The sequence below is a fragment of the Amycolatopsis sp. MtRt-6 genome (assembly GCF_017308975.1).
GTDB lineage: Bacteria > Actinomycetota > Actinomycetes > Mycobacteriales > Pseudonocardiaceae > Amycolatopsis.
This window is the reverse complement of record NZ_JADWPD010000002.1, coordinates 397,735-416,423: the sequence shown is the minus strand read 5'-3', so window position 1 is coordinate 416,423 and position 18,689 is coordinate 397,735. Positions and strand designations below refer to the sequence as shown.

At 73.7% G+C, this 18,689-nt stretch carries 19 protein-coding genes; 11 read left to right on the top strand and 8 right to left on the bottom strand.

Annotated elements, in window-relative coordinates; all coding sequences use genetic code 11:
• Positions 1-123: 123 nt before the first annotated feature.
• Positions 124-567 carry a DUF6098 family protein gene (locus I4Q55_RS05510; protein ID WP_206784896.1) on the top strand — a complete coding sequence of 148 codons (444 nt, stop codon included), beginning with the start codon at positions 124-126 and terminating at the stop codon, positions 565-567.
• A gap of 48 nt (positions 568-615) precedes the next feature.
• Here the strand turns inward: I4Q55_RS05510 and I4Q55_RS05505 are convergent, their stop codons facing one another.
• The 3 genes from I4Q55_RS05505 to I4Q55_RS05495 all read right to left on the bottom strand — a co-directional run bounded on the left by I4Q55_RS05505 (position 616) and on the right by I4Q55_RS05495 (position 4,738).
• Positions 616-1,581 (bottom strand): threonine/serine dehydratase, encoded by a 966-nt coding sequence (locus tag I4Q55_RS05505; RefSeq protein WP_206784895.1) that lies wholly within the window; start codon positions 1,579-1,581, stop codon positions 616-618.
• Between the two features lie 9 nt (positions 1,582-1,590).
• Positions 1,591-1,965 (bottom strand): VOC family protein, encoded by a 375-nt coding sequence (locus I4Q55_RS05500; RefSeq protein ID WP_206784894.1) that lies wholly within the window; start codon positions 1,963-1,965, stop codon positions 1,591-1,593.
• 484 nt (positions 1,966-2,449) lie between these two features.
• On the bottom strand, positions 2,450-4,738 hold the full coding sequence (locus tag I4Q55_RS05495; protein WP_206784893.1) for a LuxR C-terminal-related transcriptional regulator: 2,289 nt from the start codon (positions 4,736-4,738) through the stop codon (positions 2,450-2,452).
• Between the two features lie 119 nt (positions 4,739-4,857).
• On the opposite strand from I4Q55_RS05495, the gene I4Q55_RS05490 reads away from it, so the two are divergent.
• The 3 genes from I4Q55_RS05490 to I4Q55_RS05480 are packed head-to-tail and all read left to right on the top strand — an operon-like array spanning position 4,858 to position 8,145.
• Positions 4,858-5,883: an amidohydrolase family protein gene (locus I4Q55_RS05490; protein WP_206784892.1), complete on the top strand. Its 1,026-nt coding sequence runs from the start codon at positions 4,858-4,860 to the stop codon at positions 5,881-5,883.
• Positions 5,880-6,773, top strand: coding sequence for an amidohydrolase family protein (locus I4Q55_RS05485; RefSeq protein ID WP_206784891.1), 894 nt, complete (start codon positions 5,880-5,882; stop codon positions 6,771-6,773). Before I4Q55_RS05490 ends, I4Q55_RS05485 begins: the two co-directional genes overlap by 4 nt.
• Before the next feature lie 19 nt (positions 6,774-6,792).
• Positions 6,793-8,145: an MFS transporter gene (locus tag I4Q55_RS05480; protein WP_206784890.1), complete on the top strand. Its 1,353-nt coding sequence runs from the start codon at positions 6,793-6,795 to the stop codon at positions 8,143-8,145.
• 6 nt (positions 8,146-8,151) lie between these two features.
• On the opposite strand, the gene I4Q55_RS05475 is transcribed toward I4Q55_RS05480, so the two are convergent.
• Positions 8,152-8,922 (bottom strand): NAD(P)-dependent oxidoreductase, encoded by a 771-nt coding sequence (locus tag I4Q55_RS05475; RefSeq protein WP_206784889.1) that lies wholly within the window; start codon positions 8,920-8,922, stop codon positions 8,152-8,154.
• Positions 8,923-8,998: 76 nt separating this feature from the next.
• On the opposite strand from I4Q55_RS05475, the gene I4Q55_RS05470 reads away from it, so the two are divergent.
• From I4Q55_RS05470 to I4Q55_RS05450, 5 genes are all read left to right on the top strand, one after another.
• Positions 8,999-9,673: a GntR family transcriptional regulator gene (locus I4Q55_RS05470; RefSeq protein WP_206784888.1), complete on the top strand. Its 675-nt coding sequence runs from the start codon at positions 8,999-9,001 to the stop codon at positions 9,671-9,673.
• A 61-nt stretch (positions 9,674-9,734) separates the two neighbouring features.
• On the top strand, positions 9,735-10,439 hold the full coding sequence (locus I4Q55_RS05465) for a 4-carboxy-4-hydroxy-2-oxoadipate aldolase/oxaloacetate decarboxylase (RefSeq protein WP_206784887.1): 705 nt from the start codon (positions 9,735-9,737) through the stop codon (positions 10,437-10,439).
• Positions 10,436-11,500 (top strand): 4-oxalomesaconate tautomerase, encoded by a 1,065-nt coding sequence (locus tag I4Q55_RS05460; protein WP_206784886.1) that lies wholly within the window; start codon positions 10,436-10,438, stop codon positions 11,498-11,500. Before I4Q55_RS05465 ends, I4Q55_RS05460 begins: the two co-directional genes overlap by 4 nt.
• Before the next feature lie 108 nt (positions 11,501-11,608).
• Positions 11,609-12,829 carry an MFS transporter gene (locus tag I4Q55_RS05455; protein WP_206784885.1) on the top strand — a complete coding sequence of 407 codons (1,221 nt, stop codon included), beginning with the start codon at positions 11,609-11,611 and terminating at the stop codon, positions 12,827-12,829.
• A gap of 241 nt (positions 12,830-13,070) precedes the next feature.
• Positions 13,071-14,321 carry a diguanylate cyclase gene (locus I4Q55_RS05450; RefSeq protein WP_242545311.1) on the top strand — a complete coding sequence of 417 codons (1,251 nt, stop codon included), beginning with the start codon at positions 13,071-13,073 and terminating at the stop codon, positions 14,319-14,321.
• A gap of 217 nt (positions 14,322-14,538) precedes the next feature.
• Here the strand turns inward: I4Q55_RS05450 and I4Q55_RS05445 are convergent, their stop codons facing one another.
• Positions 14,539-15,525, bottom strand: coding sequence for a LacI family DNA-binding transcriptional regulator (locus I4Q55_RS05445; protein ID WP_206784884.1), 987 nt, complete (start codon positions 15,523-15,525; stop codon positions 14,539-14,541).
• Between the two features lie 81 nt (positions 15,526-15,606).
• Between I4Q55_RS05445 and I4Q55_RS05440 the strand changes: the two genes are divergently transcribed.
• Positions 15,607-16,437: a phytanoyl-CoA dioxygenase family protein gene (locus I4Q55_RS05440; RefSeq protein WP_206784883.1), complete on the top strand. Its 831-nt coding sequence runs from the start codon at positions 15,607-15,609 to the stop codon at positions 16,435-16,437.
• 35 nt (positions 16,438-16,472) lie between these two features.
• Positions 16,473-16,613 (top strand): hypothetical protein, encoded by a 141-nt coding sequence (locus tag I4Q55_RS05435; RefSeq protein ID WP_206784882.1) that lies wholly within the window; start codon positions 16,473-16,475, stop codon positions 16,611-16,613.
• A gap of 48 nt (positions 16,614-16,661) precedes the next feature.
• Here I4Q55_RS05435 and I4Q55_RS50100 read toward each other — a convergent pair whose 3' ends face one another.
• The 3 genes from I4Q55_RS50100 to I4Q55_RS05425 all read right to left on the bottom strand — a co-directional run bounded on the left by I4Q55_RS50100 (position 16,662) and on the right by I4Q55_RS05425 (position 18,344).
• A complete protein-coding gene (locus I4Q55_RS50100; RefSeq protein WP_277991823.1) occupies positions 16,662-16,784 on the bottom strand; it encodes a hypothetical protein in 123 nt (40 codons plus the stop codon).
• Positions 16,785-16,868: 84 nt separating this feature from the next.
• Entirely contained in the window at positions 16,869-18,005 is a 1,137-nt protein-coding gene (locus I4Q55_RS05430) for a glycosyltransferase (protein WP_206784881.1), read from the bottom strand.
• A 102-nt stretch (positions 18,006-18,107) separates the two neighbouring features.
• The gene (locus tag I4Q55_RS05425) at positions 18,108-18,344 is read right to left on the bottom strand and encodes a hypothetical protein (protein WP_242545309.1); all 237 of its coding nucleotides are present in this window, start codon (positions 18,342-18,344) and stop codon (positions 18,108-18,110) included.
• Positions 18,345-18,689 lie beyond the last annotated feature (345 nt).

Genomic DNA, 18,689 nt, shown 5'->3' with positions numbered 1-18,689 from the left:
GCGCGCCACGCCTCCTCTCGTGATCGCCCACGCAGGCGCTGTACCCGCTATCGGCGGTTGTCATGCCGATCGCAGGTCCTGACCGCCTGGGTTAGCCGCCGGACGCCCGGGTACTGCGTGATCATGCTGCCCACGGTGAAGGATCTGGCCGAGCTGGCCCGGCTCTTCGGAGCCGAAGGCGACCTGTATGTCCGCTGGTCCCGCGGCCCGGAGACCGACCTGGCCGACAGCGCGTCGAGCCGTGACGGGCTGACGGGGATCGCGCTGCCCGGCCTCTCGGCGAACTCGCTGCGCCGCGAGCCCTGGTGGGGCGACCGGTCGGTCCGGCTGTGGCTGGCGCGCCGCCTGTACGACTACGAGCACCTGCGCGACCTGCGCGGCCCGGGGGTGCGGCCGTGGGTCCTGCGCGGCCGCGAGATCGCCCGCGGCCCGGACAACGAGCCGCTGGTCGTCGACGTGGAGCCGCTGGCGTGGGTGGCGGACGAGGTGCTGCGGGAAGCCCGGCGGCTGGTGGACGAACAGGAGTCCCGGGAATGGGGGCCGCTTGACCGCCGGGCGCACCGCTGAACGAATTCGCCCCGGCGGGCGCGGAGCCGAAGCCCGCCGCGGTGTGAATCAGGCCGGTCCGACCCAGCCGCGGTAGGCGTGCGGGTCGACGTTGCCGCCGCACACGATGGTCACCACCTGCCGGCCGGCGAAGCGGTCGCGGTCAGCCAGGATCGCCGCGATGCCCAGCGCGGCCGACGGTTCGGCCACCAGCCCGGCGTGGTCGAGCAGCAGCCGCATCCCGGCGATGATCGACGCCTCCTCGACCAGGACGGCGTCGTCCGCGACGACGAGGAGGTCGGCCAGGACCTCCGGGATGGGCCGCCGCCCGGCGACGCCGTCGGCGATGGTGTTCGTCGGGCCGGTCGTGACGACGCGCCGCGCGTGCCAGGAGCGGGTCATCGCCGGGGCACCCGCCGGCTGGACGCAGATCACCTCGGCGCCGGGGGCCAGGGAGCGCACCACGTGCCCCACCCCGGTGGCCAGCGCCCCACCGCCGAGGGCGATCAGGACGACGTCGAACGACGGCACGGCCGCCACCAGCTCCAGGCCGATGGTCGCCGCGCCCTCGCAGGTCTCGAGGTCCAGGCTGTCTTCGACCAGCCGGATGCCGTCGTGGCGGGCGATGGCCGCGGCGCGCTCGCGGGCCAGCTCGTGGTCGCCGTCCACCAGTTCCAGCCGGGCGCCCAGCGCGCGGACGCGGTCGAGCTTGGCCGCCGTCGCGTGCCGGGAAGCGACGACGGTGACGTCGAGTCCCCGGCCGCGCCCGGACCACGCGAGGGCCTGCCCGAGGTTGCCCGCGCTGGCGCACACGGCCGCCCGCGGTCCGTTCCGGACGAGCCCGTCCGCGACCACTTCGGTGCCGCGCCCCTTGAAGCTGCGCACCGGGTTCGCCGTCTCCAGCTTGATGCGCACCGAACACCCGAGCACGGGATCCAGTGCTTCGCAGCGGTACAGGGGCGTGTCGCGGAAGACCGGATCGATCACCTGGCGGGCCGCCTGGATGCGGGCGAGGTCGAGGCGCGTTTCCGGCACGGCCGCAGCCTAGTGCGCGGGCTGGAACAGCTCCACGAGGTTTCCCGCCGGGTCGGCCAGGAGGATCTGCCGTCCGCCGGGGCCGGACACCACGTCGGTGCGGAAGGGCACGCCGGCGGCGGTCAGCCGCGCCACCTCGGCATCGAGGTCGGCCACCACCAGGTGGATGCGGTTGCGCCCGGCGGCGGCGAAGTCCGCGGGGGTGGCGCGGGCACCGGAACTCGCGGGCCCGGACAGCAGCAGCCGCAGCGGGCCGCGGACGACGTCGGCGAACGCGGGGCCGGGGCTCGTGCGCACCGTGAACCCCAGGTGGGTGGTGTAGAAGCCGATGGCCGCCGGGACGTCGTCGACGACGTACCGGACGCTGGCGTGCTCCTCGTTCACGGCCGGACCTCCTTGTGCTGCCGGAGGCCCGAGAATACATCAATCCGGATTGATGGAAAAGCGGGCGAGCGTGGTGGGGGGGGGGGGGGGGGGGGGGGCGGGGCCCCCCCCCCCCCCCCCCACACACCCCGCCCCCCCCACGGAGGACCGGGCGGTCTTGGGGGGAGGGAACCGCCCGGTCCCACCACGTCTACCGGGCCACGCGAGGTGGCGGCCGCCGGCCCGGCTGTTGGACCGGCCCCACCGGAACGGGCGTGGCCCGGTCGTCCCCCGGGCGGAGCGCCCAGGACGGGGCACCGCACTGCGGACGCCAGGTGCCGACGTGGACCCACTGGCGTCCCCAGGCGTGGGAGACGAGGACCGTCGGGCGACGGCACCGGGGGCACGTCTGCGGCGCCGAGTCGATGGACACTCGTCCTCCTCCCACTGTGAGCGGTCGCGGGGAAGAGGATCGTCCGAACAGGACCGGAGGGGACCGGGGAAACTACCCGGATCGCCACCCGGGTTGCCCGGCGAGCCACGAGGCCACCTGGGTGCGGGAGGTGAGCCCGAGCTTGACCAGGATGTTCTCGACGTGCCCCTCCACGGTCCGTCCGCTGAGGACGAGGGCCGCCGCGATCTCCTTGTTCGTCATCCCGCGCGCCACCAGCTCGGCGATCTCCCGCTGCCGCCGGGTGAGCCCGCCGGGCTCGGCCGCCTTGCCCGCCGTTCCGGGGGCGGGCCGCTCGCCCAGCGCGTCGCGGATGACGTCGTCGAGGCCGGAACCGGCCGCCTCGGCGAAGGCCGCGTCGAACGCTTCGTCGCCGAGCGCCGTGCGGGCCGGCGCCGCGCACTGCTCGTCGACGCCCTGGTAGGGACTCATTTCGCCGACGCGGGCGCCGCTGAGCCGCCAGACCGCGGCGGCGCCCCCGAGCAGCCGCGCCACCCGGTCGTGCGCGCCTTCGGCGGAATGGCACCAGGCGAGCGCCTCGACGAGGAACGCGAGCAGCGTGCGGTCGGTCAGCCGCAGGGCGATGGCCTCGCGCAGCAGGTCCGCGGCTTTCCCGGGCTCGCCCGCCCGCCAGCGGTGGACCGCGACCGCCCACAGCGCGTAACCACGGGACCAGCGCGCCTGGTGCTGCTCGGTGAGGGCCAGCGCCTCCTCCGCGGCGGCCGCCCCGCGCGGATCGCCGAGGAAGAAGCGCACGGCGGCGAGCAGGATCAGCGTGTCGAACACCAGCAGCGCGTCCCCGGCCGTGCGGTACCCGGCCAGCGCCCGCTCCAGCAGGACGGCACCGCCCGCCAGGTCGCCGGCGAAGAACGTCGCCATGCCGGCGCACTCGGCGTGGCCGGCCCGCAGCCGTGCGTCGTCGAGCTCTTCGGCGAGCTCGGCCAGTTCCGCCAGCAGGTCCGCGTGCGGCGCGCCGGTCTGGATCGCGAGGAACGCCATCGCGTACAACCCCCGGGCCCGGACCACCGTGCGCTCGCGGCACAGCTCGAGACCGCGCCGCAGGTAACCGCAGCCCTCCGGCACCAGACCGCCGCCGTACCAGAAGTTCCACAGCGAAGCCGCGATGTCGAGTGCCTGGCCCGCCTGCCCGGGGCCGGACAGGCAGTGCTCCAGCACCGCGCGGAGGTTGGCGTGCTCGCGCCGGAGCCGGCCGAGCCACTCCGACTGCCGCGGGCCGAACCCCTCGGCCCGGTAGCGCCGCGCGAGCTCCGCGTAGTACGCGGTCTGCCGGGCCCGCACGGCGGCTTCGTCGCCGGTCAGCTTGCCGCCGCCGTATTCGCGGACGGTCTCCAGCATGCGGTACCAGGCGTGCCGCCCGAAGGTGCCGTTCTGGCGGCTGAGGACGGACTTGTCGACCAGGCCCGTGACGACGTCCAGCGTGCTGGGGGCGTCCCCGGGCGCGCAGACGTGCTCGGCGGCGTCGAGGTCGAACCCGCCGGGGAACACCGACGCCTGCGCCCACAGCCGCTGTTCCGCGGGGGTGCACAGCTCGAAGCTCCAGCCGACCGCCGCCTCGAGGGTCCGGCGGCGGGGCTGCGCGGCGAGCGGCCGTTCGGTGAGCAGGCCGAGCCGGTCGTCGAGCCGGTCGAGGATCTGGTCGGCCGACAGCACCCGGACGCGGACCGCGGCGAGCTCGATGGCCAGCGGGATGCCCTCCAGCCGCCGGCAGATCCGGTGCACCGCCGCGCGGTTGCCGGGGGTGAGCTCGAAGCCGGGGGCGACGGCGGCCGCGCGTTCGGTGAACAGCGTCACCGCCTCGGCCGGGCCGGCGGCGGTGTCGTCCGCCGGCGGGACGGGCAGCGGCGGGACGTGCAGGATGTGCTCGCCCTCGACGTGCAGCGTGTGCCGGCTGGTGGCCAGCACCCGGAGCCCGCCGGAGGCCGCGAGCAGCTTCGCGGCCAGCATCGCGCACTCGTCCCCGACGTGCTCGCAGTTGTCCAGCACCAGCAGCAGCTGCTTGTCTTCGAGGTACTCGGCGAGCCCGGCCGCCTGGTCGCTGGTGCCCCGCAGGCCGAACGCGGTCGCCACGGTGTTCGGCACCAGGTGCGGATCACCCAGGTCGGCGAGCTCGACCAGCCACAAGCCGTCCGGGAAGGCCCGGCGCACGTCGGCGGCGACCCGCAGCGCCAGCCGCGTCTTGCCGACCCCGGCGGCGCCGGTCAGCGTGACCAGCCGGGCCGCCGCCAGCAGGCGTTTCGCTTCCGCGGTTTCCTGCCGCCTGCCGACGAAGCTGGTCAGCTCGGCGGGCAGGTTGCCGGCGCTTCGTCGGGAACGGGCACCCATGCGCAGAGTCTAGGTGCGGAGGGACGCGCACCCATGACAAACTTCGTCGTAGATATTGTTAACAATGTCATCGACGATTACTGTGCGACCATCGGAACCCGAAGCGACGAGGAAGCACCTTGATCATCGACTGCCACGGCCACTACACGACCGCGCCGCCCGCCCTCGCGGCGTGGCGCGACCGGCAGGTCGCCGCGCTGACCGGCTCCGGTGCCGCACCTGCCCGCGCCGACCTGCGGATCAGCGACGACGAACTGCGCGAGAGCGTCGAACCGAACCAGCTGCGGCTGATGGACGACCGTGGCATCGACCTGACGATCTTCTCGCCCCGCGCCTCCTTCATGGCCCACCACGTCGGCGGCTTCGAGACGTCGGCGGCGTGGGCGGCGATCTGCAACGAGCTCTGCCACCGCGTCAGCACGCTCTACCCGGAGCGGTTCGCGCCCGCCGCGATGCTCCCGCAGTCCCCGGGCGTCGACCCCGCCACCTGCCTCCCGGAGCTGACACGCTGCGTCGAGGAGTACGGCGCCGTCGCGCTGAACCTCAACCCCGACCCGAGCGGCGGCCACTGGACGGCCCCGCCGCTGACCGACCGGTCGTGGTACCCGATCTACGAGAAGATGGTGGAGTACGACGTCCCGGCGATGGTGCACGTCAGCACCAGCGTCAACCCGGCGTTCCACACCACCGGCGCGCACTACCTCAACGCCGACACGACCGCCTTCATGCAGCTCGTGCAGGGCGATCTCTTCACCGACTTCCCGGCGCTGCGGCTGATCATCCCGCACGGCGGCGGCGCGGTGCCCTACCACTGGGGCCGGTTCCGCGGGCTGGCGATGGCGCTGGGCAAGCCCGAACTGGAGGAGCACGTGCTGGGCAACGTCTTCTTCGACACCTGCGTCTACCACCAGCCGGGCTCGGACCTGCTCTTCGACGTCGTCCCGGCGCGCAACATCCTGTTCGCGTCGGAGATGATCGGCGCTGTCCGCAGCGTGGACCCGCGGACTGGCCACCACTTCGACGACACCCGCCGGTACGCCGAGGCGGCGAACCTGTCCGAAGCGGACTGGGCGGCGATCCGGGAACACAACGCCCGCGCCGTCTACCCGCGCCTGGACGCGCTCCTGAAAGGCCAGGGCCGGTGACCGCACCGAAGACGCCGGGCTGGCTGGACTGGTGCGCCGCACCGTCCACACCGGACTTCCGGCTGCCGCCCGGCGCGGTCGACGCGCACTGCCACGTGTTCGGCCCGCAGGCGGAGTTCCCCTTCGCGCCCGAACGCAAGTACACCCCGTGCGACGCGGGCAAGGACCGGCTCTTCGCCCTGCGCGACCACCTCGGCGTCTCCCGGAACGTCATCGTGCAGGCCACCTGCCACGGCGCGGACAACGCCGCGATGGTCGACGCCGTCCGCGCGGCCGGCGGCCGGGCGCGCGGTGTCGCCACCGTCCGGCCGGACATCGGGGACGCCCAGCTGCGCGAACTCGACGCGGCGGGCGTCCGGGGCGTGCGGTTCAACTTCGTCAAGCGGCTGGTCGACGCCTCGCCCCGGGAAGACCTGGCCGCGATCGCGCGCAAGATCGCCCCGCTCGGCTGGCACGTCGTGCTGTACTTCGAGGCCGCCGACCTGCCCGAGCTGGCAGGCTTCTTCGGCACGCTGCCCGTGCCGCTGGTGATCGACCACATGGGACGGCCGGACGTCACGAAACCGGTGGACGGCCCGGAGTTCGGCCGGTTCCTCGAGTTCGCCGGCCGCCACGACGTCTGGGTGAAGGTGAGCTGCCCTGAGCGGCTGACGGTCACCGGGCCCCCGGCCTACAGCGACGTCGTGCCGTTCGCCCGCCGCGTCGTCGAGGCGTTCCCGGACCGGGTGCTGTGGGGGACCGACTGGCCGCACCCCAACCTCGAGCACCACATGCCCGACGACGGCCTGCTCGTCGACCACGTGCCGCGGATCGCGGACACCCCCGAACGGCAGCGGAAGCTGCTCGTCGACAACCCGATGCGCCTCTACTGGCCCGGCGAAACCGCCTGAACCCCTTGAAGGGCCTGCCATGCAGCACGCCAACGCACTGAACCGGCTGAACCGCCTGCCGATTTCCCGGTTCCACAAGTTCACCCTGTTCGCCGTCTCGTTCGCCTACTTCTTCGAGTTCGCCGACATCAACAGCTTCGCCACCACCGCGCCCAAGCTGATCAAGCTCTGGGGCGTCACGGTCGACCAGGTCGCGTACGTGACGTCGCTGTCGTTCGTCGGCATGTTCTTCGGCTCGATCATCGCGAGCACGATCGCCGACCGCTGGGGCCGCAAGAACGCGCTCGTGCTGACGACCGTGTGGTTCGGCGTCTTCTCGTTCGCGGCGGTGTTCTCCTGGGACATCGTGTCCCTCGGCGTGTTCCGCGTGCTGACTTCGGCCGGCCTGTCGGCGATGACGGTCGTCGCGGTCATCTACGTCAACGAGCTGTACCCGGCGGCCAGCCGCGGCAAGTACCAGGCCTACGCCATCGTGATCGGCATCTGCGGCACGCCGGTGACGAACCTGATCGCCAGCGTCGTCGTCCCGCTCGGCGACTGGGCGTGGCGGCTGGTCTACCTGTGGGGCGCGCTCGGCGTCCTGCTGGTGCTGTTCACCCGGCGGCTCCAGGAGTCGCCCCGCTGGTACGAAAGCCGCGGCGAGCACGCGAAGGCCGACGCGGTGCTGCGGGAGATCGAAGCCCAGGTCGCGGCGGAGAAGGGCCTGCTGCCGGAGCCGGCGCCGCCGATCGAGGAGGCCCCGGTGGCCAAGGCACCGCTGCGGCTGCTGCTGAAGAAGAAGTACCTGCTGCCGACGCTGCTGCTCACGGTCCTGTGGGTGACGCAGACGATCGGGTTCTTCGGCTATTCCAGCTGGGCGCCGACGCTGCTGGCGAAGGAGGGCTTCAGCGTCGAGAAGTCGGTGTTCTACGTGGCGCTCACGACGGTCGGCGCGCCGCTGGGCTCGTACCTGGCGGCCCTGGTCACCGACCGCTTCGAGCGCAAGTGGTGCCTGGTCGCCTTCGGCACGGTGATCGCGCTGTGCGGGCTGTTCTACGGGCTGACGTTCGACCCGGTCCTGATCGTGGTGTTCGGCTTCCTGGTCAACATGTTCGAGCGCGGCTACACGGCCTTGGGGTACGCGTACTCGCCGGAGCTGTTCGACACCCGGGGCCGGTCACTGGGCACCGGCGTGTCGTACGGCTTGGGCCGGCTGTCGAACGCGGCGGGCCCGCTGATCGTGGCCGCGCTGTACAACGGCAGCGGGTACCGGAGCGTGTTCTTCTTCATCGCGGGGACCTGGCTGGCGGGCGCGCTGGTGCTGGCGGTGTTCGGGCCGCGGACCCGGCAGGCGCGGCTCGGACGCGTCGCCGTGGAACGGGCCGGGGTCTGACCGGGGTCAGCCATCCTGGGCGAGCCGGCGGAGCTGGTCGCGGGCCGCGGCGGCGACGTCGGCCGGGACGCCGAGCTCGCCCAGCATCTCCGCGGCGGCCGCCATCTCGGCGGTGCGGCGGACGGCGTGCCGGTACGAGCCGCCGACCAGCCGGTCCACAGTGGACGCGTCCGCGGCGGTGAGCTCGGCGACGACGACCTCGCGCAGCCAGTCTTCGCAGCCCGCGGCGCGGGCGGCGCGCAGGGCCTCGACCACGGCGGCGGACATCCCCTTGAAGAAGACGCTGCGCAGCAGCTTGCGTTCGGCGGCGAGCCCGGCCTCTCCGGGCAGGGTCCCGACGGCCGCGCCGAGCGGGTTCAGCAACGCGGCGACGGTGTCGGCCGCGGGCCCGCTGGCCAGCATCGGCACCCGTAGCCCCCGGCCGGGGACGGGCGCCATGATCGCGACGTCGGCGAAGGGAATTCCGCGCCCGGCGGCGTGCGCGGCGAGCTGCCGCTTGGTGCCGGGGGAGGCGGTGTTCAGATCGGCCCAGACCGCGCCGTCCGGTAGCCCGGCCAGCCCGGCTTCGAGCGCGTACAGCGCGGCCGACGCGCTGTTGACGCTGAGGACGAGATCGGCGCCCCGCGCGGCTTCGGCTTCGGAGCTCGTGCTGACGACCCCCTCCGCGATGGGGACCGCCGGGTCGTAGCCGCGCACCACGGCCCCGGCCGTCACCAGGTCGCGGGCCAGCGCACTGCCCGCTTCGCCCAGTCCGAGTACCGCGATGGTTCCGGTCATAGCAGAATCCTCCTCGCCAGCTACGATCGAGTACACGATGTGCTCGACAAAATTGTCAACAAACGGAGCCGAGGGTATGACCGAGAGTGCTGCGGACCGGCAGCCGGGGGAGCGTTCCGTGGTGGCGGCCATCCGCGACGCCATCGTCCGCGGCGAGTTCGTGCCCAACCAGCGGCTGGTCGAGGCCGACCTGTCCGACCAGTTCGCGGCGAGCCGCGCCACCGTCCGGGCCGCGCTGATCGAGCTGACCAACGAGGGACTCGTCGAGCGGGTGCAGAACCGCGGCGCCCGGGTGCGCGCGGTGTCGCTGGAGGAAGCCGTCGAGATCTCCGAAGTGCGCATGATGCTCGAGTCGCTGTGCGCGGCGAAGGCCGCCGAGCGGATTTCCGACGCCGAGGTGGCCGAGCTGCGCGAGCTGGGCGAGCGGATGCGGGCGGCCGTGGCGGGCGGTGACGTGGTCGGGTATTCGGCCCTCAACCAGCGGCTGCACGGCCGCATCCGCGAAATCGGCGGCCAGCGGACGGCGGCCCAGGTGCTGGAACGGCTCCGCGGCCAGAGTGTCCGTCACCAGTTCCGCCTGGCCATGCGCCCGGGCCGGCCGCAGGTGTCGCTCCCGGAGCACCTGGCGATCATCGACGCGATCTGCGCCCACCGCCCGGCCGAGGCCGCCGAGGCGGCGCGGGTCCACCTGGCCAGCGTGATCGAGGCGCTGAAGTCGGCCGACGCCGAGGTTTCGCCGCTGCACTCCTGACCGGACTGCTCTGCCGCCAAAATTGTTGACAATTTCGTCGACCGGATCGTACGGTGGCAGCATGAAGCCCGTCATCGTCACCGATCCGCCGCGCGCCGACCTCGACCAGGTGACCCGGCTGGCGGACTACGGCGTCGCCACCGTGCACGAAGCTCTCGGGCGCACCGGCCTGCTCGACGCCGGCCTCCGGCCGATCCAGGACGGCGTCCGCGTCGGGGGCACCGCCGTCACCGCGCTGTGCTGGCCCGGGGACAACCTGATGATCCACGCCGCCGTCGAGCAGTGCCGGGACGGCGACCTGCTGGTCGTCACGACCACCTCGCCCTGCCGGGACGGCTTCTTCGGCGAGCTCTTCGCCACGGCGCTGCGCCGGCGGGGCGTCCGGGGCCTGGTGACCACCACCGGCGTCCGTGACGTCGCCGACCTGCGTGCCCTCGGTTTCCCCGTCTGGTCCGCCGCGGTGAGCGCGCAGGGCACCGTCAAGGCGACCGCGGGTGCCGTGAACGTGCCCGTCGTCGTCGGCGGGCAGCTCGTCCGGCCCGGTGACGCCGTCCTCGCCGACGACGACGGCGTCCTGTGCGTCCGCCGCGAAGACGTCCACAAGGGCGTCGAGAAGGCGCGGGCCAGGCTGGAAAAGGAAGCCGCGGCACGGGAAGCGTTCGCGAACGGCCAGCTCGGCCTCGACCGCTACGGCCTGCGCGAGAAGCTCGGCGCCCTCGGCGTCCGGTACCTCACCGCCGATGAGTACGCGAAGGAGCAGGCATGACCGGCGTGCGCTGCATGCTCATGCGCGGGGGGACGTCGAAGGGCGCGTACTTCCTCGCCGAAGACCTCCCCGCCGACCCGGCCGCCCGCGACGACCTGCTGCTGCGGATCATGGGCACCCCCGACCCGCGCCAGATCGACGGTCTCGGCGGCGCGCAACCGGTCACGAGCAAGGTCGCGATCGTCTCGAAGGCGGCCGACGCCGGTCACGACGTCGATTACCTCTTCCTGCAGCTCGGCGTCGCGGAGCCGACCGTCTCCGACCGCCAGACCTGCGGCAACCTCCTCGCCGGTGTCGGGCAGTTCGCCGTCGAACGCGGGCTCGTGGCCGCCGGGCCCGAGCGCACGACCGTCCGCGTGCGGCTGCTCAACACCGGTTCGATCGCGGTCGCGACCTTCGCCACCCCGGGCGGCGAGGTCGACTACCGCGGCGGCACGGCGATCTCCGGCGTGCCCGGCACCGCCGCCCCGGTCGAGCTCGGCTTCGCCGACACGGAAGGGTCCGTGTGCGGCAGCCTGCTGCCCACCGGCCGGGTCCGCGACGACGTCGGCGGCGTCGAAGTGTCCTGTGTGGACAACGGGATGCCGGTCGTCGTGGCCCGCGCGCGCGACCTCGGCGTCACCGGGTACGAGCCGGTCGAGGAACTCGCCGCCGACACCGCGCTCGCCCGCCGGATCGACGCCCTGCGCACCGAAGCCGGGAAGCTGATGGGGCTCGGCGACGTCGGCGGCAGCTCGGTGCCGAAGACGACCCTGGTCGCGGCGCCCCGCGACGGCGGCGCCGTCTGCACCCGCACGTTCATCCCGGTCAAGCCGCACCCTTCGATCGGCGTGCTCGGCGCGGTGAGCGTGGTGACGGCGTTGCTGCTCGACGGCGCGGCCGGCCGGGAGCTGCTCGTCGCCCCGCCCGCGGGCGAGCCCGTCGAGGTCGAGCACCCGAGCGGCAAGCTCGCGGTCGGCATCGAGCTGGACACCACGGTCACCCCGCCCCGCGTCAGCCGGTCGACGGTGCTCCGCACGGCCCGGAAGCTGTTCGACGGCACCGTTTTCCCCCGGCCCTGACGAGCGCGAACCGGCGCGCTCCGCCCGGCGGCGATGGTGGACGGCCGGCGCACGCGCTACCGTGAGCGTCTTGGGCAACGCTCTGCGTGACAGTGCCTGGGGGTGGGGATGGCTGCGACGTGGTCCGCGTGCGCGGTGCGCGGGTTCCGGGCGCTCTGGCTGGCGGGCCTGCTGTCGGTGGCCGGCGACCAGCTGGCCCGGGTCGCCTTGTCGATACTCGTCTTCCAGCGCACCGGTTCCGCCGCCCTGAGCGCGGCGACCTACGCGCTGTCGATGCTGCCCGCGCTCGTGTCCGGCGCGCTGCTTTCGTGGCTGGCCGACCGGTACCCGCGCCGCCGGGTGATGGTGGCCTGCGACGCGGTCCGGGCGGCGCTGGTCGCCGTGATGGCCGTGCCCGCCGTGCCGTTGCCGCTGCTGGCCGCGCTGCTCGTGCTGGTGCAGCTGGCCGAAGCGCCGTTCTCGGCCGCGCAGGGCGCGGTCCTGCCCGAGCTGCTGGGCGGCCGTTACGAGGCGGGACAAGCGGTGCAGCAGGTCACCACGCAGCTGTGCCTGGTGCTCGGGTTCGCCGCGGCCGCGTTCGTGGTCACCGGCGTCGGCGCGCACGCCGCCCTCGCCATCGATGCCGCCACGTTCGCCTTCTCCGCCCTGCTGATCCGCGCCGGCCTCGGCAGCCACCCGCCGCCGGCCACGGCGGAAAGCGAAAGCGGGACGACGTGGTGGCGGCGGATCGCCGCGGGCGCGGTGGCCGTGCGCCGGGACCGGACGCTGGGCACCTTGGTGTGGCTGGGCTGGCTGGCGCTGTTCACCGTCGTCCCCGAGGGGCTCGCGGTCCCGTTCGCCCACCAGGTCGGGGCGGGCGGCGAATGGATCGGGGTGCTGCTCGCCGCGGAACCGGCGGGCGCGGTCGCCGGCGCGCTGCTGCTGCGGCGGGTCGCCCGGCCGGTGCGGGTGCGCGCGCTCGGCGTGCTGGCGGTCGGGACGTCGGCGCCGCTCGTGGCGTTCTGGGGCGGCCCGAGCCTGGGCGCGGCACTGGCGCTGCTGTTCGTGTCCGGGCTGTGCTCGGCCTACCAGGTCACCGCGGGGGCGACGTTCGTCCAGCTGTCCCCGCCGCGGGTGCGCGGGCGGACCCTCGGCTTCGCGCGGACCGGCATGATCGCCGGGCAGGGGCTCGGCATCGTCGCCGGCGGCGTGCTCGCCCAGCTGGTCGGCCCGGCGGCGGCGATCGCCTGGGCGGGGACCGCGGGAGCGCTCGTCGCGCTCGCCGCGGCCGCGGCCTGGGCACGTCGCCGCCCGGACACCGTTTCGGCCGCGCTCCCGGCCGAGGCCTGAGGGTTCACCAGCCTTTGTCGCTCATCGCGGGCTCCTTCCCGGTGGCAGGGGAGTGGGACATCGAGTTCACCAGCCCTTGTCGCGCATCGCTCGCCTTTCCGTGCGGTTCGTCCGGTCCGGGATACCCGGGAATGGTCTCAGCCGCCCGGTCGGGTCGCGGCGGCGGGAAACGCCTGACATCCGGCCGGGAGGCGACTACCCTGGGCGACCGGGGGATCACCGGCGCGGGGGAGGCGCTGCGATGGGGGAAAACGTGGTCTGGGCACCGTGGAAGCTGTGGTCGTTGCCGAGGCGGGTGCGGATTCTCGTCCTGGGCGTGAGCCTGCTGGCCGTGGGCCTGCTGGCACTCGCGGCCCGGGTGGCACCGACGCCGGAGCAATGGGTGACGGCCGGCTGGCTCGCGGCGGCGGCCCTGCCGCACCTGCACGCTTCGCACCTGATCGAGCGGCGGCGCCGCGACCGCGCGGGCACGCCGTACGTCGACCTGTGCAGCGTGTGGATCTTCGCCGGGGTGATCGTGCTGCCCCTGGTGCTCGAACTGGCGCTGGTGGCGGTGATCTACGCCCACCGCTGGGCACTGGTCAACCGGTTCGACGCGGTCCGGCCGGCGCACCGCACCGTCTTCACCGCCGCCACGCTCGCGCTGGCCGCGGCCGCCGCGGCCGCCGTGCTGCGGTCCACCGGCGTCCAGGAGCACCTCGCCGGCGGTGCCCGGCCCGGCTGGGCCGACCTGGTCGCCGTGGTCGCCGCGGCCGCGGTGCAGTGGGCGGTCAACACCGGGCTGGTCGCCACGGCCATCGCCTGGACGGTCACCGTCGACCACCCCCGGCGGCTGCTGGGCAGCGCCTCGGACAACCTGCTGGAGGTCAGCCAGCTGGCGCTCGGCGTGTTCGTCGCGCTCGCGCTCCTGTGGTGGCCGCCCGCCGCGCTGCTGATGATCATCCCGACGTTCGCGCTGCACCAGTGCGTCCAGCTCGACCAGCTCAAGCTCGCCGCCCGCACCGACCAGCGCACCGGGCTGCTCAACGCGATCGCCTGGCACGAGCAGGCCGAGCACGTGCTCGAGCGCACCCGCGGCCGGATCGGGGTGCTGATGATCGACCTCGACTGGTTCAAGCGCATCAACGACACCCACGGCCACCCGGTCGGCGACGACGTCCTCGCCGAGGTGGCCTCGGTCCTCACCCGGGCCGTCCGCCGCGGGGACACGGTCGGCCGGTACGGCGGCGAGGAGTTCGCCGTCCTGCTGCCCGACGTCGACGAAGCCGAGGTCCGCGCGATCGCCGAGCGGATCCGCGTCCGCATCCGCGCGTTGCGCATCACGGCACCGACGGGCGAACCGGTGACACTGTCGGCGACGATCGGCGCGGCCCTGCACCCGATGGAGCCGGGCGCCGGTCTGGACGAGATGATCCGCGCGGCCGACGACGCGTTGTATGCGGGCAAGAAGGCGGGCCGGGACCGGGTGGCGGTGGCCGGGCTGCGGCCGTGACCACGCTTCCGGCAGGCGCCACGCCCAGCGACGTCGCCGCGACCGTGATCGAAGGGGCATCTCGCGTGATCGGAGGGGCGACACGCGTGATTGGAGGGGCATCGCGCTGATGCCCCTCCAATCACGCGTGATGCCCGGCTGATCACGGGTGATGCCTCCCCAATCACGCGTGATGCCCCTTCGCGCGCGGTTACCCGGACGGCGCCACCCCACACGCTCAGCTCGTCTCGCGCACTTCCAGGTGGTGCGGGGCGACGATCGACCTCGGGGGACCCGGGGCGGCGGTGAGGCGGTCGAGGGCGAGTTCGGCGATGCGGTCCTTGTCCGGCGACACCGTCGTCAGGGCCGGCACGCTGTAGCGGCCGTCTTCGATGTCGTCGAATCCCACCAGGGCCAGGGCTTCCGGCACCGGGACGCGCCGGTCGGCGGCCGCCCGCAACGCGCCCAGCGCCAGCTCGTCGGTGAAGCAGAAGACGGCGTCCGGCGGCTGCGCCAGGTCCAGCAGCCGCAGCATCGCCCGGTGGCCGTCGGCCCGGTGCAGGCGCCGCACCGGGACCTCCAGCTCCGGTTCGGCCGGCAGGCCCGCCTCGGCCAGCGCCTGGCGGTAGCCGGCGAGACGCTGCCGCGCGGTCGCGTTCAGCGAGCGCGGCTGGATACCGAGCGCCGCGACGCGGCGGCGGCCCGAGGCCAGCAGGTGCGCGGTGGCCTCGCGGGCGGCGGCGACGTTGTCGATGGCGACGTGGTCGACGCCGGCGGTGCCGTCGTGCTCGCCGAGCAGCACCAGCGGCACCGGGTCGGTGCGCGCGGCCAGTTCCGCGGGGGCCACCGCCCACGGGCTGAACAGGACGCCGTCGACCAGCTGGCCGCGCCGGCCGTGCAGCAGCTCCTTCTCGCGCTCGGCGTCGCCGTCGGTCTGGTCGATGAGCACGGTCAGGCCCCGGGCACCGGCGATCCGGACGGTCCGCGCGGCGAGCTCGGCGAAGTACGGCGAGTCGATCTCCGGGATCACCAGGGCCACCAGCCCGGTCCGGCCGCGCCGCAGGGTGCGGGCGGCCAGGTTGGGCCGGTAGCCGAGGGCGTCGATGCTCGCCTGCACGCGCTCCCGGGTCGCCGGGGCCACGTACCGGAACCCGTTGACCACGTTGGACACCGTGCGCACCGAGACGCCGGCGTGCTCGGCCACGTCACGCAGTTTCGGGTTCACCGCCGCAGCGTACCTCTTGCAACGTGGCATGCCACGTTGCAAACTGAGCTGCCACGCCGTCGTGCCCCTCAGGAGGCCAGGATGACCGTGCCCGCCCCGCTGCCCCCGGCCGAACTCGCGGCGCTGACCGCGCGCCTGTACGCCGACGGCATCATCGGCCTGCCCCGGGCGTTCCCGCGCGACTGGGTCCGGCAGCTCGGTGAAGACATCGACGCGGCGTTCGCCGAGGCACGCGCCCGGCCGGACGGTGCCGTCGGCCGCGGCCCGAACCGCTTCTACGTGGAGATCCACCCCGAGCAGCTGCGCGGGTTCGCCGACCTGGCCGGCCACCCGTGGATCACCGCCGTCGCCGAGGCGGTGCTGGGGCCGGGCTACCGGATCGTCGAGGTCGGCTTCGACGTCCCGCTCGCCGGCGCGGTGGACCAGCCGTGGCACCGGGACTTCCCGATGCCCGCCGAGACCGCGCGCGAGCGCAGGCTGACGTCCTTGGCCGTCAACGTCACGGCCGTCGACACCGAGCCGGACATGGGGCCGTTCGAGATCGCGCCCGGCACGCACTGGGACGACGGCAGCGCGTTCGAGCACGGCATGTTCCCGCCGAAGCCGGCCTACCCGCGCTACCGCGAGCTCGCGACGCGCAAGTTCCCGCGGCGGGGCGACATCTCGATCCGGTCGGCGTTGACGGTCCACCGCGGCACCGCGAACCACTCGGCCAAGGCGCGTCCGGTGCTGGTCCTGGGCCTCGACGCGCCGGGCGCGGGCAACGACGAGCGGCACGACACCGCGGTGACCCGGGAGTTCCACGCGTCGCTCCCGGAATCCGTGCGCGCGCACCTGGTCTGCCCGGTGGTCGACGTCCTGCGGCCGATCACCCAGAAGCACACGATCGAGGGACTCGTGATGGGGGCTTGATGTTTGGCGGCTCGCGAGGCGGGCACCTGGTGGCCATGACTGAAGCGGGAATCACCGAAATGTCGGGCCGGCCCGGGGTCATCGCGGGGCTGCGGCGCGTCCTGCTCGCCTTCGGCGTCGGCGGGGCGCTGGCGTGCCTCGCGTGGATGGCGTTGTGGCTCGCCATGCGCGTCTAGGTCTTCAGGCTCCGGCCACGCGGGTTGCGCCGTGGCCGGAGCCTGATCTCACTGGCAGGCTTCGCAGTCCGGGTCGTCGATGCGGCAGGCGGCGCCGTCGGTGAGCGGGAAGTCGAAGTCCTCCAGCTCGGGCACGGCGACGGACTCTTCTCCGGTGATGGCGGCGGACATGGCCCTCCCTTGTGGACGAACGGTTTCTCCTGTGTGTAGCGCCGAAGATCGCCGGGCATTCCGTGACGCGCGCCACACCGCCGCTCAGGCTTCGAGGTGCCGGACGAAATCGGTGATCGGCGGCAGCGCGGTGACGCCGTCGCGGAACTCGCGCGCGGCCGAGCGGTAGGCCGGCTCGCCGAGGACCCGTTCCACCGCGGCGGCCAGCCCTTCCGCCGTCAGTCCCGCGGCGTCGAGCCGCACCCCGGCGCCCAGTTCGTGCACGCGCGCGGCGTTGGCCGGCTGGTCGGCGAACAGCGGCACCGCCACCATCGGCACCCCGGCCGACAACGATTCCCGCACACTGCCGAACCCCGCGTGCGTCACGAACACGTCGCTCGCGGCGAGCAACGCGCGTTGGGGCACGAAGCCCGCCAGCTCGACGTTGCCCGGACGCGGACCGGTCCACGACGCCACCGCGTCGTCGCTCCCGAGCGCCATGACGGCCGGTTTGCCCAGCAAACCCAGCGCTGCCACGGTGATCGCGGTCAGCCGCGAGTCCGCGGCGAGCAGGGACCGCACGTTCGAGCCGAACGCGGCGAGCACGACCGGCCCGGCCGCGGGCGGCGGCACGGGCGCTTCCGGCACGCGGTAGTACCGGTGCCCCGGCGTGCGGAGGCCGGCCGGATACCACGGTTCGGGCAGCAGGCCGGCGGTCAGCCGGTCGGCCACGGCACCGGACGGCGCCGGCCCGAAACCCTGCCGGAGGACGTCGAGCCGGCCGGCGAGCCCGGGTACGAGCGGCGGCACCGACGGCGCGATGTCGACCACGGCGGACGGGACACCGAGCACTTCGGCGGCCACGAGCCCGCCGAAGGCGTTGGTCTCCCGCACGATCACGTCCGGGCGCCACCCGGCGCCGACGACGTTCGCGGCGAACTCCGCGGTCATGGTGGCGTGGAAGAGCGGCAGGTCCAGCGGCCCGGAGACCTCCGGCCGCCAGTTCCGCAGCCGCCGGACCAGCGACGGATCGACGAGCTCCGGCCGCCGCCCGAGTTCCCCGGGCGCGAGCACGTCCGGCAGGACCACGACGGGCACACCGAGCCGTTCGAGCTCCCCGGCCATCGCCGTCCCGGTGGCGATGGCGGTTTCGTGGCCCGCTTCGCGTGCGGCGCGCGCCAGCGGGACGAGGACGGGCAGCAGGTGGGAGGGGATCGGCAGCCCGGTCAGCAGCAGTCGCACAGCGCCCCCCTTGATCGACTGCGGCTCAGCGTAGCGAGGGGTGAGCCGGCCGAGGGGGCGGATTTCGCTGCCCGCTCCGGCGGTTCGCCGGCGACGGGAACGCTACGGAAGCCCGATGCGCCACCGGAACGCCGCGCGCAACGCCTCGATGAGGGCTTCGTCGTCGACTTCGCTGGGGCGCTCGCCCATCGGCAGCCAGGTTCCGCTGTCGGGGATGCCAGCGATGACCCGGGTGAGCGTGACACCCGGGTAGGTGAGCGTCTCATGGCTGCCGTCGGCGCCGGAAACGACGACGCGGCGGGATTCCGCCCGGACGAGTACCTGCCGCTGGTCGTTCATGTCGCGCGTCTTCCCGGAACCGAAAGTCCTGCCGCCGTCCAGCATAGACACGCGAAGCGGCGAACACCCTCGTGCGAACAGCGGATTCTCGTTCACACCAGCTCAAGAACCAGTGCGGGGCAACATCTCCGCTGGCGGACACGGCGTGCTCCGAGGGGGAGGAGAGCACGCCGTGCCCGTGGTTCGAACGGTACGCCGTGGGCGGCCCGGCGGCGCCGGAACCACTCGTACGCCTCAGTGGCGCACCGTGACCGGCGGAGTTGCAGTGCGCGAAAAACACCGGTGGGCGAAATGCCCGGTACCTATCTTTTGTCCCGTGCGACGAAAGTCGGTACCGCCGATCCC